This is a genomic window from Cohnella mopanensis (assembly GCF_022352055.1).
Taxonomy (GTDB): domain Bacteria; phylum Bacillota; class Bacilli; order Paenibacillales; family Paenibacillaceae; genus Cohnella; species Cohnella mopanensis.
The window spans coordinates 32,109-45,111 of the sequence record NZ_JAKRWM010000004.1; the positions used below are offsets into that span (position 1 = coordinate 32,109).

The following is a 13,003-nucleotide window of genomic DNA, read 5'->3' on the forward strand; positions in this document are numbered from 1 at the left end:
AGTGGAAGCTTGGATTCAGTTAAAGGAAGGAAAGGTATATGTTCGTTCGGAAGGGAATAACGCCCTACCTCCGGTTATTTTATTACATGGAACCGCCGCTTACCATTATTGCTGGAGGAACGTGGCTAGTTTATTGAAAGAACATTATCACGTGATTATCCCCGATCTTATGGGTATGGGATTCAGCGATAAGTCACTAGAAGCCGTATATAGCAAAGCAGCGCATGCAGATCGCTTAATCGAAATGCTACAACAACTGAAGGTCGGTCCGGCTCATCTTATCGGTCATTCGCTCGGAGGCGAGATTGCTGCGCATGTTGCGGTGAAGGCGCCTGAGCTATTGGCAAGCGTTTCCTTTATTGCTCCTGACGGATTTCGTGCCGGTATCTCCAAGGCGGTTCGCTTGCTAGCCAAAATCGGGATAATGACACCGATGTTTCGTTTCCTGCTTAAGAGACCTATGAAGCCGGCGATGATGGCGAGGACGCTTGGTCTACCCGTAGAACATATAACGCCAGGGTTCTTGGAGGCTTGGACGAAACCATATAGTCATCCTAACTTGGCTAAGATCATTACGAAGACACTAGCGGAAGACGATACAGGCGCCATATCCTACGGGGTTCCCACTATCAAGCTTCCAGCACTCCTTATATACGGGAAGAAGGACCGTATGCTTCCACAGCGCGTATTCGAAGCCTACAAGACTGCCCTGCCGAAAATGAAGGTTGAGGTCTACGAAGATGCAGGCCACGTCATCATGGAGCAATACCCGGAACGGCTATCGGACACCATACTCAATTTTCTGAACGAAGACCGTCAGGGTGCCTGACGGTCTTCTTTTTTCAAATTAAGCCGCAACGTCGCGGCGAGTAAACAGCAGCCAAGAAATAAGCTGGAATACGACATAATAAGCAACGAGCATCGAGATCGAGAAAGCGAGCGTCATCTCCGGACGGATAGGACTTGATCCTTCTATATATTGCGTTAAGTCGATGTTGGCGAAGAGCAAGTATTTGACCCAACTGTACCCGCTCAGAATCATCGTAATCGTATTGCCTACCAGCATAAACAAGAGCGAGAAAGCGATCGCCATCGTGGAACTGCGGAAAGCGGCCGAGATCATGAAGGCCAGCGTCACGTACATCAACAGTGAGACGACAGCATAGCCGTATTTCTGGATAGAGTTCACGATCATGGAGCTTTCGTGCACGATACCGTCCGGCCCGACGGATAAATAAGGTTGCGTCAGCCCGTCAAAGCCTTGCAGCACGGCTCCGGCTGCGAATGCGGCCGCGAAGGAAATCAACAGCAACAGCAGAGCGAAACCCATCGTTGAGATGTACTTGCTAAGCATGATCTTGGTGCGCGAAGCCGGCCCGACCAGCAACAGTTTAATCGTTCCCCATGAGAACTCTGCCGCTATCATATCCGCCGCGACGATGACCGTCAAAATCGTAACCAACATGATGAGGCTTGCCGAGCCGTTGACGTAATCCCATAGCGATAGCTCGTTAGGGTTAATATTTTTGGCTAGATAGTACTCGTTAGTCTTGATCTTCTCGGAAATAAACTCCTTATCATCGGAATCCATCTTTTTATCATCTTGCAACTGCTTCTGCCATTGCTGATTCTGCTCCGTTAAGTTTTGCTGCCAATTCGAGTGATTGTTGCGGCTTTCGTCCCATTTCATCAAACCGCTCATCAAGCCTATCGCCAGCAAGAGGAAGCAGATCATGACCCAAGTCCGCGGACGACGGTAAATTTTCATATTTTCGTTGCGAATCAGATTTCTCATACTAGACAACCATCTCACCTCCGGTCATTTCCAAGAAGCGGTCTTCCAATGATTTCTGGGAAGCGGAGATCCCATACACATCTAGATCCGCTTGGACGAGCCTTCTCGTGATTTCCGGTATGCGAGCCTTTTCCGTCATGGTTTCGAGCTGGCTGCCGTTCATCGAGATTCTCATATCCGTGAAAGATTCGGTCAGCACGCGATAAGCGAGCTGAGGATTATTCACATCTATAAGAAGCTTTAATTGAGAAGAGTCCTCCCGTGTCTCCTGCATGGAGCGGACATCGATTAATTTGCCGCCTTGAATAATCGCCACGCGATCGCACATCAATTCCATCTCCGACAACAAGTGGGAAGAGACGATAACGGATATTCCTTCTTCCTGCGTCAGTTTTCTCAAATAATCGCGTAATTCTCGAATTCCCGCGGGGTCTAGTCCATTGGTTGGCTCGTCTAGAATTAGAACGGAAGGCCGATGCAAGAGCGCTTGCGCGACTCCAAGGCGTTGCCTCATCCCCAGAGAGTATCGTTTAACCTTCTCATGAATCCGATTCTGTAGGCCCACGAGCTGGACCACTTCCGCGATCCGTTCTTTCGTAACGCCGGTATGACGCCGCGCGTAATGAACGAGATTCTGATACCCGCTTAGAAACTTATACATCTCGGGATTTTCAACAATAGCTCCAATATGGGTCATCGCTTGTTCGAAATGCTTGCGAACAGAAACGCCCTTAATAAGGACCTCGCCTTTAGTCATTGAGATTAATCCGACGATCATACGGATCGTAGTTGTTTTGCCGGCACCGTTCGGTCCTAAAAAACCGAATACTTCCCCCGCGGGCACTTCAAAAGACAAATTGTCTACTATGGTACGTCTGCCGATCGTCTTCGTTACGTTCCGAAGCTGCAAGACGGCTTCCTGCATGATGTTTCAACCTCCTAGAGTATGTTCATGAATGAAGTATACGGGATAAGAGGTCTATTCCATCATAGTCTTGAGGAGTGTTTAGAACCTATACTTTAGTCGAGTTTTGCCTGGTTGATGTTGGCTGGTTAGGAATCTATTTAATTAGTTTAATGAAAGTTTAAGGTTAATATGTAACAATCATATATTGTGAATCGTATATTTAGCGTCGTGTCGAAAAAACAAACAGAGAGATAAATAGAAGGAATAGAAGAAGGAGAGAGGATTCATGCGCAATTATCGTCGTCTTAAAATTATTATCGTATCAACCGTTGCCGCTGTGCTTATACTGGCGGGGGTTGGATATGCCAACCGGGGAGCGTTATCCGCGTGGGGCTATGATATCTTCCTATCGGACAAAGTAGAAGCAAGCTTCCAAAACTCTTATCAACCGCTTACGGACCGACCGGTATCCGAAGCGCTGCCTCAGATAGATAAACCGTTCAGCATGCTGCTCTTGGGAGTTGATGCGAGGGGTAAGGAGCGTGGCCGTTCGGATACGATGATCTATACCGTAGTGCGTCCGCAAGACGGCAACGTGCTGATGGTGTCTATCCCGCGTGATACGTATACCGACATCGTGGGTAAAGGAAAGATGGATAAAATTACGCATGCGTTTGCGTTCGGCGGGGCGGAGATGGCCGTTAACAGCGTGGAGAAGCTGCTCGATGCGCCGATCGACCACTACGCGACGATTAACTTCCAAGGATTCATTAAAGTCGTCGATACGCTGGGAGGCATTCATCTGCCGATCGGCAAAGATATCGTGAACAAAGGCGCCGACCATGAGAAATTTACCGTAAAAGCGAATAAAGATAGTTATACGGGCGTTGAGGCGTTGAACTATGTTCGCTATCGCGAAGATGCCGGCGGCGATACGTCCCGTACGGAACGGAATCGCGTATTTCTCGAGGAGTTAATTCACAGCGCTTCTTCTTTGCAGCAGTGGAACAAGATCCCAGAGGTGCTGGACATCGTGGGCGATAACTTCGCGACGGATTTGCCGCCGGAATCTATGAACGCGCTGGCCAAGCAATTCCTGCAAACCGGCCATGAAATCCAGAGCTATACGCTGAAAGGAACCGGCAAGCGGATGGGTTCGCAAAATTTGTGGTACTACGTATCGGACGAGGACGACCTGAACCAAGTTCGGGCAACGATTGCGTCATGGCTGAACCCGGAAACCTCAGTATCGGAGTTAACGACGCCTAATAAACCCGAGTCCACGACGCAATCCGGCAACGATGCCGCATAAATTGACAAGATGTGCCATCAACAATGGTGAATCGTTAGCTTCGCATGATATAATAGGTTCACTGCCGTTTTACTTCGACGGAGGAGGAACTCAGGAATGAACATTGCTTTTTTTCTCTTGCCTAAGCAAGAGGTAGTATGCGTGAACGAGGACGCCACTTTGCGCCAAACGCTGGAGCGAATGGAACGTCATCGTTATACGGCTGTACCAATTATTAGCACAACAGGAGAGTACAAATCGACGGTTACGGAAGGCGATCTCCTGTGGTATTTGAAAGCCAACCCCGATCTTAGCTTCGATCAGCTGCATCGGGTAGCCTTGTGCGACGTTCCGTTAAAAATGAATATTCTGGCTGTCCGGATCGACGCCAACATGGAAGATCTAATCTCGTTAGCCAAGACGCAGAACTTCGTGCCGGTCGTAGATGACATGAATCGTTTTATCGGTATCGTGCGACGGAGCGATATTATCGATTATTGTGAGAAATTGCTTCTTCCATACTCTTCGAATGAAAAAGGGGTTAAGAGGGAAGCGTAGGAAAATATTGGACAACTATGGAGGAACGATGACCTACAGCCGGCAAAAATTACGCAATCGCAAGTTTTTCCCATTCATGATCGTTATTGCAGTAGTGATAATAGCTGGGGGGATTTGGGCAGCCAAAAGTTTGCTCGGAAACGCGAACCCTGACCGGGTATCCTCCTCCGGCCCAAGTGCCAACGGTGCGGCAGTTGGAGGGGAAACACAGTCCACGGGCAATGAGCCGTCAGCTTCAGCCTCCAATCCGGCTGCGGTGGTGGAAGAGAGTACGATCGATCAGCCAACGTCATCCGAGCTCGGTAAGACGTATGACGTGGTGATCTCGAACGGACGGGTCATTAATCCGGAGACGAAACTCGATCAAGAAGGGCTTAACGTAGCGATCCAAGACGGCCAAATCGTTCTGGTTACCGATCAGAAGCTGAAGGGCAAACGCGTAATAGACGCAACGGGATTGGTCGTGGCGCCAGGCTTCATCGATAATCTGTCCTATGATCCGAACCCGGTCGGCGTCTGGAACAAGATCGCCGACGGAGTGACGTCGAACATTGCCATGCACGGCGGAACGGCAAGCCCCGAGAAGTGGTATCCTTACTATGAACGCAACAAACCGCCGGTACACTTCGGGGCATCGTTCTTCTATACTCAAGCTCGCAATCAATTTAAGCTGAGCCGTTACGATACGGCCAAGCCCGAGCAGACGCAGACGCTGGTCGATCAAGCGGAGAAGGCGCTGAATAATGGAGTGCTGGGGATTTCGTTCAGCTTGGAATACGTTCCAGGCGTCAACGACAAAGAAATATTGCCCCTCATGAATTTAGCTCACGAATATAACGTACCGGTATATTTTCACGCTAGATACTCGGATATGGAAGAGCCGGGCACGAACATCGATGCGATGAACGAGCTGATCGGATATGCCCGCGCATCGGGCGCGGCAGTGCATATTGACCATATTAACAGCACCGGCGGGACATTCTCCATGACGCAATCGCTCAAGATGGTGTCGGACGCAATTGCGGAAGGGCTCGACATTACTTCCTGCATCTATCCGTACGATTATTGGGGCACTTATTTGAACTCGGCACGGTTCGACGAAGGTTGGCAAGAACGGTTCCGCATTACATACAAGGACTTGCAGATCGCGGGAACGAAGGAACGGCTCACGGCGGAAACGTTCAGAAAATATCAGCAGCAAGGCAAGCTGGCGGTCGCTTACGCGATTCCGAAACAAGATGTAATCGATTCGCTTAAGGCTCCTTATGTCATGATCGGAAGCGACGCGATTCTGGAGCCGGGCTTCAATAACCATCCAAGGGCATCCGGCACGTTCGCCAGAACGATCGGACTTTACGTTCGCGAGCAGGGAGTCATATCGCTATCCGACGCGATTGCCAAGATGTCGCTTATGCCTGCACAGAGGCTTGAGAAACAAGCTCCCGCCTTGCAGAAGAAGGGGCGCATAGCCAAAGGAATGGACGCGGATATCGTCGTGTTCGACTATAACAAGATTTCGGACAAGTCAACGGTCGATAAGCCGGAGATCGTATCCGAGGGAATCGAGTACGTACTTGTAGACGGACAAGTCGCGCTGGACGAGAAAGGCATTCACAAGGACATTCGCGTAGGTAAGCCGATTAAGAGCGAATTTCTCCGGGTGAAGGCTGGCAGCTCGACCTTGGCTTGGGATGATAGCGAAGTGTCATTATTAGAATACCGCAACGCCAATTATGTAGATCTTGAGGCGCTGAAAGCGCACGGATATACGGTGAAATGGGATAAAATTAAGCATCAGGCGACGGTGGCCAGCGGAGCGAATGCAAGTAAAGTCGACGTTCCGCAGCCGCAGGTCGGGGAACTCATGCTGGAGCGGGGTTACCAACTGGTATGGGACAACGGAAGCACCACGGAGTTGTTGTCCGTAGGCAACCGCAATTATGTGCCCGTCTCGGCGCTTAAGGCCCAGGGCTGGCAGCTCACGAAGGAAGACAAGAACTACAAGCTGGCAGCAGCATAATAGGACTCAGAAATATACGCAAAACCCGGTCGCGTCGCATCGCTTCCGGGTTTTCGCATGCTTGCCGAGTGATTAGGGTTTTATGATATAATGAAGTTTGCAGCTTTCCGGGGTTCTGCAGAGAAAATTGCGGACAAGCTAGCCAGATTTATTCGAACTGTCCGAACATATCCGCAAGAGGTGAATGGGTTGAACATGAGCTGGAAGTCGCTGGTCTGGAGTGCAGCGGCTGTACTGTTGCTGCTTACGCTTGCGACACCTTTGAATTTCATCACGCTATTTTTAGTAATGACACCGTTCGTTGTACTGTACACTTATCTAAAGCCCAAAGTATTCATTATGCACCTCATCCCCATAGGGATTATTGCGTTCCTGCTATCCGGCGGAAATGGACCGCTCGTGCTCACGCTCGCTTTTTTCTTCCTTGTTCCGTCGCTAGCGATGGGGCATCTCTATCGAAGGGAGAAACCGGCCAGACTGGCGGTCACGGTAGGATTCGTAATCGTTCTGGCACAGCTATTGCTTGAATTGGCTCTATTCTCCGCGATGTTCGATATCGATCTGAAAGCGGAGCTTACCGCTATGCTGTTGGAAAACTTCAGACAATTCGAAACGGCTCAAATCGTCAGTCAAGGCTGGGCTGCCGCGACGGCGAAAGAGTATGCGGATGCCGTCATTAGGCTCATGCCGATGTTGCTCTTGATTTCTGCGCTCTTCATCACGTTTGTGACCCACGGACTTTCCCGGTTGGCGTTACGAACGGTTGGCTCGCAAGCACCGGCTTTACCTAAAGCCAAAACTTGGAGAGTACCGAGAAGCTTAGTGTTCTATTACTTGATCGCGTTTATCGCCCTGCTCTTCATGTCGGAAGAGTCGAGCGGGTATTGGCCGGTCGTGATCTCGAATTTGTTTCCGATTCTTCAGCTTGCCTTCGTGGTACAAGCGCTGGGATTTTTCTTCTTTCTGGCAGATGCCAAGAAATGGCCGAAAGTGGTTCCAATGTTATTGTGCATACCGCTTCTGCTGTTTCCCCCGCTTCACATCATTGGTTTAATCGACGCAGCCTTTCCGCTGCGCAAATACTTCGTGAAATAAGGTGAGAAGTTGGACGCCGCGCGAATTGCGCAACGTACGATTCCACCATTAGACGGGAGCGAAAGCGGATATGCCCAAGTTTCTCGTGCAGCGTTGGCACGGCATGCATATCGTCTGGGCGTTAGTGCTCATTTTCATCTTAACAGTTGCATTAGCATGGTACCAATGGATGCTCGGTTTGTTAGGTTTGGCGTTGGGAGGAGTCGTAGCCGTATATGGCATCTTCGCGGAGAAGGCGTTCCGCAACGATCTGAACGACTACGTTCTCACGTTATCCCATCGGATCAAGAGCGTTGGCAATGACGTCATCGGACAGCTGCCGTTCGGTATTCTTATCTACAATGAGGACAAGGAAATCCAGTGGCACAACGCGTTCATCGGGACGGTTGTGGGTCGAGCCTCGATAGTCGGGGAATCTCTCGCCACGCATTTTCCCGCTCTGCAGCAGCAATCCGCTAAGGATAAGGACAAGGATACGACGATCGAGATTACGATTGGCGGACGCGTATTCGAGCTATTGACTCGCGTGAACGAACGAATGATCTACGTCCTAGACATTACGGATCGTTGGATGCTGAAGAAACGGTATGACGAGGAGAAGCTGGCGCTCGGTATCGTGACCATGGACAATCTGGAAGAGGTTGCCCAGGGGATGGATGAACAACAGCGGGCGCTGATGTTATCCAAGGTAACCGGCGAGATCAACGAGTGGGCGCAGAAGTACGGACTTTTCCTACGTCGGTTATCCTCCGACCGCTATATGATCATCACGAACCAGATTACGCTCAAGAGCTTGGAGCAATCGCGGTTCGAGCTGTTAGATGATGTGCGAGAGATTACGATCGAGCAGAAGCTGCCGATGACATTAAGCATCGGCTTCGCTTCCGGAGCGGACAACGTCATTGAATTAGGACATTTAGTACAAGGCAGCTTAGACATTGCGCTTGGACGCGGAGGGGATCAGGCGGTCGTAAAATTCGGCCAACGCCAGAGCTTCTATGGCGGCAAGAGCAATGCGGTCGAGAAGAGGACGCGGGTCAGGGCGCGGGTCATCTCCCATGCTTTGCGCGATCTGATGAAGGAAAGCGACAATATCATTATCATGGGGCACAAGATGCCGGACATGGATGCCATCGGAGCGGCCATCGGGGTCATGAAGGCAGCACAGCTATACGGCAAAGAAGCCTATATTGTGCTTGAAGGCATTAATCCTGCGATTCAGCGGATGATGGAAATGCTGAAAGAGGATGAGAAGCTAGCGAAGCGGTTCGTCTCGCCAGAGCAAGCGTTTGGTTTGATCGGCAAGAGGTCGCTCGCGGTTGTCGTGGATACGCATCGCGCAACGATGGTTGCGGAACCTAAGCTATTGCAGGGGACGGATCGGATCGTTATCGTCGATCACCATCGCAGAAGCGAGGAGTTCATCGACGAGGCTGTGCTCGTCTATATGGAGCCGTACGCGTCTTCTACCTGCGAGCTCGTAACGGAGCTGCTTCAGTACATCCACGAACGCGTGGTGCTCGATGTGAGGGAAGCGACTGCTTTGCTCGCGGGCATTACGGTCGATACCAAAAGCTTTGCTTTCCGCACGGGATCCCGAACCTTCGAGGCGGCATCGTTCCTGCGCCGTAACGGCGCCGATTCGGTGCTTATCCAAAGGATGCTGAAAGAAGATCTGGAAGAATACATCCGCAAAGCGGAGATCATACGAAACGCGGAAACCTATCATCACTGCATTGCGATCGCCGTGGCGGATTCAAGCAAGCAACTGCCGCAATTGCTTATTGCGCAAGCGGCGGATACGCTTCTTAATATGACGGGAATTAAAGCTTCGTTCGTAGTCGGATTGAGGCAGGACGGTCTTGTCGGAGTCAGCGCCAGATCGCTGGGACAGATTAATGTCCAGATCGTCATGGAGCGACTCGGGGGCGGCGGACATTTCACGAATGCAGCCGCGCAGCTTCAAGGGCCGGTAACGGAAGTTGCCGCGAAATTAAAGCAAGTACTAGAAGAAATCGATAAGGAAGAAGGGTTATTCGAATGAAAGTAATTTTCTTGCAAGATGTGAAGGGCCAGGGGAAAAAGGGCGAAATTAAAGAGGTATCCGAAGGTTATGCGCGTAACTTCCTATTACCTAAAGGCGTAGTTCAGATCGCTACGGAAGGCGCGAAGAAGACGTTAACGCAACAGGTAGCCTCCGAGCAGAAGAAGAAGGAAAACGAGAAGAACGAGTTCAAGGCATTGGCTGAGCGTCTGTCCGAGATGACGGTTGTCATTAAAGCGAAAGCGGGAGAAGGCGGTCGCCTGTTCGGAGCAATTACGAGCAAACAAATCGCGGAAGCGTTGGAATTGCAGAAGATCTCGATCGACAAACGGAAAATCGAGCTGGAAGATCCGATTCGCGTGCTAGGCGTTACGAAAGTGACAGTGAAATTGTATCCGGATGTAAAGGGCACGCTAAACGTACAGGTCGTGGAGGAATGATCCGATGAACGGAAGCGGGGATCAGCAGATATTATACGATCGCGTACCCCCTCAGAACCTCGAGGCGGAGCAAGCTGTTCTAGGCGCTATTCTGCTGGAAGCAGAGGCGCTGATTGCTTCCATGGAGCGATTGAAGGCGGAGGATTTCTACAGCGTCTCCCATCAGCGCATTTTCGACGCGATGGTTGCCCTTAACGACGACAATCAACCTATCGATCTCGTGACCTTAACCGCCCGCCTGCAAGATCTCGGGCAGATGGAAGAGGTCGGAGGGATCATGTATCTGACCAAGCTCGCGAACGCGGTTCCAACGGCCGCGAACGTGGAATACTATGCTCAGATCGTGGAAGAGAAGTCGATCCTCAGGAGATTGATCCGTACGGCGACGCAAATCGTCTCTAACGGATATGCGACGGAAGACGATGTAGGCGTTCTGCTTAACGATGCCGAAGCGCGGATTATGGAAATTTCCAGCCGACGTTCGGCTACGGGATTCATCAGCATTCGCGATGTGCTTATGGAAGTATTCGAGAAGGTCGAATTTCTCTATAACCATAAGGGCGGGGTGTCGGGTATCCCCTCCGGCTTTGTCGATCTGGACAAGATGACGAACGGATTTCAACGCAGCGATCTGATTATCGTCGCTGCACGTCCTTCCGTAGGGAAGACGGCTTTCGCCCTTAACGTAGCCCAGAACGTGGCTGTGCGCGCTTCGGAGACGGTGGCTATCTTCAGTCTGGAGATGTCGGCTCCCCAACTTGTTCAACGTATTGTGTGCGCGGAGTCCAACGTGGACGCTACGCGGATGCGGACGGGGCATCTCGAAGGGGACGATTGGGAGAAGCTATCGATGGCGATCGGAGCGCTCTCTGAGGCACAGATCTATATTGACGATACGCCGGGAATTACCGTGTCCGATATTCGGGCGAAATGCCGACGGTTGAAGAAAGAGAAAGGGCTAGGGATGATTCTCATCGACTACCTTCAACTTATTCAAGGCCGGGGCAAAGCCGGGGAAAATCGTCAACAGGAAGTATCGGAAATTTCCCGTACCTTGAAGCAGATCGCGCGTGAGCTGGAAGTTCCGGTCATCGCGTTGTCTCAGCTCTCCCGGGGCGTTGAGCAACGCCAAGACAAACGTCCGATGATGTCCGACCTTAGGGAGTCCGGTTCCATCGAGCAAGATGCCGATATCGTAGCGTTCTTATACCGAGACGATTACTACGATAAGGAATCGGAGAAGAAAAACATTATCGAGATCATTATCGCCAAGCAACGGAACGGTCCCGTCGGTACGGTCGAGCTCGTGTTCCTGAAAAATTTCAATAAATTCGTCAGTCTTGACCGATCGCACGGAGAAGCCTATGCTGGCAGTGCTTAAACCGATAAAGCATGACCGAATTCCGAACAATTATATAGGTGGTTGCGGGATTGTTCGTTTTTCCGTTGACTTCCCTAGTCACAGTTGCTAAACTAATCATGCTGCCTGATCGCGAGATATGCGATTTCGGGTGGCATTATCATGCCGGCGTGAGGAACACTCCGGGTGGAGGGATTGCATTGTCAACAGTCGTTGTTGTAGGTACGCAATGGGGAGACGAAGGCAAAGGGAAAATCACCGATTTTCTAGCAGAGAAAGCCGATGTCGTCGCACGTTATCAAGGTGGAAATAACGCCGGACATACTATCCTTATAGAGAACAAAAAGTACAAACTGACGATGGTTCCTTCCGGAATTTTTAATCAAAACAAATTGTGCGTCATCGGCAACGGAATGGTCATCAATCCCGGTGCATTGGTGGAAGAAATTCAATATATTCGCGACAACGGATTTTCAACGGATAATTTGAAGATCAGCGATCGCGCTCATGTCATTATGCCTTACCATCTTGTGCTTGACGCTTTGGAAGAAGATCGCAAAGCGGACAACAAAATCGGCACTACCCGCAAAGGGATCGGCCCATGCTACATGGACAAAGCCGCTCGCAACGGGATTCGTATCGCGGACTTAATGGTTGCGGATGCTTTCGTAGAGAAAGCTCGCAGCATCATCGCGGACAAGAACCAAGTCATTACGCAAATGTACAACGGGGAGCCGTTGGATGCCGATAGCATCATTAAGGACTACTTAGCACTCGCGGAACTGCTTCGCCCATTCGTAACGGACACGTCGGTTATTCTGAACGATGCGATCGATGCGGGCAAGAAAGTTCTGTTCGAGGGCGCGCAAGGCGTTATGCTTGATATCGACCAAGGTACGTATCCATACGTAACAAGCTCTAACCCATCCGCTGGCGGCGTATGTATCGGATCCGGCGTTGGCCCGTCGAAGATCAGAGAAGTCATCGGCGTTGCCAAAGCATATACAACCCGCGTAGGGGACGGCCCATTCCCGACCGAGCTTAACAACGATCTCGGCCAATGGATTCGCGACAAAGGACATGAATACGGTACGGTTACCGGCCGTCCGCGCCGCGTAGGCTGGTTCGATACGGTTGTCGTGCGTCATGCCCGTCGCGTGAGCGGCATTACGGGCTTGTCGCTCAACTCTCTGGATGTACTGACAGGGCTTGAGACGGTTAAGATTTGTACGGCGTACAAATTCCGTGGCGAGTTAATGGAGCACTATCCAGCTAACCTCAAGCTGCTTGAGGAATGCGAAGCGGTATACGAGGAGCTTCCGGGCTGGAGCGAGGATATTTCCGGCGCTAAGAAGCTTAGCGACTTGCCGGAAACCACTCGTAACTTCGTTACTCGGATTACGGAGCTTACCGGAATTCCAATCGCGATTTTCTCGGTTGGACGTAACCGCGAGCAAACGAACCAAGTGGCTAAGATCTACGGAGAATAAGGA

General features: G+C 50.8%; 11 protein-coding genes. 9 read left to right on the top strand and 2 right to left on the bottom strand.

Annotated elements, in window-relative coordinates; translation table 11 throughout:
* The first annotated feature begins 1 nt into the window (after nucleotide 1).
* Nucleotides 2–829: an alpha/beta fold hydrolase gene (locus tag L3D05_RS07575; protein WP_239615418.1), complete on the top strand. Its 828-nt coding sequence runs from the start codon at nucleotides 2–4 to the stop codon at nucleotides 827–829.
* A gap of 18 nt (nucleotides 830–847) precedes the next feature.
* On the opposite strand, the gene L3D05_RS07580 is transcribed toward L3D05_RS07575, so the two are convergent.
* Together L3D05_RS07580 and L3D05_RS07585 are read right to left on the bottom strand one after the other, a co-directional pair.
* Nucleotides 848–1,795: an ABC transporter permease gene (locus L3D05_RS07580; protein WP_239615935.1), complete on the bottom strand. Its 948-nt coding sequence runs from the start codon at nucleotides 1,793–1,795 to the stop codon at nucleotides 848–850.
* Nucleotide 1,796: 1 nt separating this feature from the next.
* Nucleotides 1,797–2,720, bottom strand: coding sequence for an ABC transporter ATP-binding protein (locus L3D05_RS07585; RefSeq protein ID WP_239615419.1), 924 nt, complete (start codon nucleotides 2,718–2,720; stop codon nucleotides 1,797–1,799).
* Nucleotides 2,721–2,988: 268 nt separating this feature from the next.
* On the opposite strand from L3D05_RS07585, the gene L3D05_RS07590 reads away from it, so the two are divergent.
* From L3D05_RS07590 to L3D05_RS07625, 8 genes are all read left to right on the top strand, one after another.
* Nucleotides 2,989–4,014, top strand: coding sequence for an LCP family protein (locus tag L3D05_RS07590; protein ID WP_239615420.1), 1,026 nt, complete (start codon nucleotides 2,989–2,991; stop codon nucleotides 4,012–4,014).
* A gap of 96 nt (nucleotides 4,015–4,110) precedes the next feature.
* Nucleotides 4,111–4,551 (top strand): CBS domain-containing protein, encoded by a 441-nt coding sequence (locus tag L3D05_RS07595; RefSeq protein ID WP_239615421.1) that lies wholly within the window; start codon nucleotides 4,111–4,113, stop codon nucleotides 4,549–4,551.
* Between the two features lie 7 nt (nucleotides 4,552–4,558).
* The gene (locus L3D05_RS07600) at nucleotides 4,559–6,571 is read left to right on the top strand and encodes an amidohydrolase family protein (RefSeq protein ID WP_239615422.1); all 2,013 of its coding nucleotides are present in this window, start codon (nucleotides 4,559–4,561) and stop codon (nucleotides 6,569–6,571) included.
* A 90-nt stretch (nucleotides 6,572–6,661) separates the two neighbouring features.
* Nucleotides 6,662–7,666, top strand: a complete 1,005-nt coding sequence (locus tag L3D05_RS07605; RefSeq protein ID WP_239615423.1) for a DUF2232 domain-containing protein — start codon at nucleotides 6,662–6,664, stop codon at nucleotides 7,664–7,666.
* 70 nt (nucleotides 7,667–7,736) lie between these two features.
* Nucleotides 7,737–9,710, top strand: coding sequence for a DHH family phosphoesterase (locus L3D05_RS07610; RefSeq protein WP_239615424.1), 1,974 nt, complete (start codon nucleotides 7,737–7,739; stop codon nucleotides 9,708–9,710).
* Complete coding sequence (gene rplI / locus L3D05_RS07615) at nucleotides 9,707–10,150, top strand: 50S ribosomal protein L9 (RefSeq protein WP_239615425.1); 444 nt, start codon at nucleotides 9,707–9,709, stop codon at nucleotides 10,148–10,150. Before L3D05_RS07610 ends, rplI begins: the two co-directional genes overlap by 4 nt.
* 4 nt (nucleotides 10,151–10,154) lie before the next feature.
* Nucleotides 10,155–11,531: a replicative DNA helicase gene (dnaB, locus tag L3D05_RS07620; RefSeq protein WP_239615426.1), complete on the top strand. Its 1,377-nt coding sequence runs from the start codon at nucleotides 10,155–10,157 to the stop codon at nucleotides 11,529–11,531.
* Between the two features lie 179 nt (nucleotides 11,532–11,710).
* Nucleotides 11,711–13,000 (top strand): adenylosuccinate synthase, encoded by a 1,290-nt coding sequence (locus L3D05_RS07625; protein ID WP_239615427.1) that lies wholly within the window; start codon nucleotides 11,711–11,713, stop codon nucleotides 12,998–13,000.
* Nucleotides 13,001–13,003 lie beyond the last annotated feature (3 nt).

Bases quoted from the DNA above. Each gene is read 5' to 3' on its own strand.
- L3D05_RS07585 (WP_239615419.1), bottom strand. From the start codon at position 2,720: ATGCAGGAAGCCGTCTTGCAGCTTCGGAACGTAACGAAGACGATCGGC.
- L3D05_RS07595 (WP_239615421.1), top strand. From the start codon at position 4,111: ATGAACATTGCTTTTTTTCTCTTGCCTAAGCAAGAGGTAGTATGCGTG.
- rplI (WP_239615425.1), top strand. From the start codon at position 9,707: ATGAAAGTAATTTTCTTGCAAGATGTGAAGGGCCAGGGGAAAAAGGGC.
- L3D05_RS07580 (WP_239615935.1), bottom strand. From the start codon at position 1,795: ATGAGAAATCTGATTCGCAACGAAAATATGAAAATTTACCGTCGTCCG.
- dnaB (WP_239615426.1), top strand. From the start codon at position 10,155: ATGAACGGAAGCGGGGATCAGCAGATATTATACGATCGCGTACCCCCT.
- L3D05_RS07610 (WP_239615424.1), top strand. From the start codon at position 7,737: ATGCCCAAGTTTCTCGTGCAGCGTTGGCACGGCATGCATATCGTCTGG.
- L3D05_RS07605 (WP_239615423.1), top strand. From the start codon at position 6,662: ATGAAGTTTGCAGCTTTCCGGGGTTCTGCAGAGAAAATTGCGGACAAG.
- L3D05_RS07590 (WP_239615420.1), top strand. From the start codon at position 2,989: ATGCGCAATTATCGTCGTCTTAAAATTATTATCGTATCAACCGTTGCC.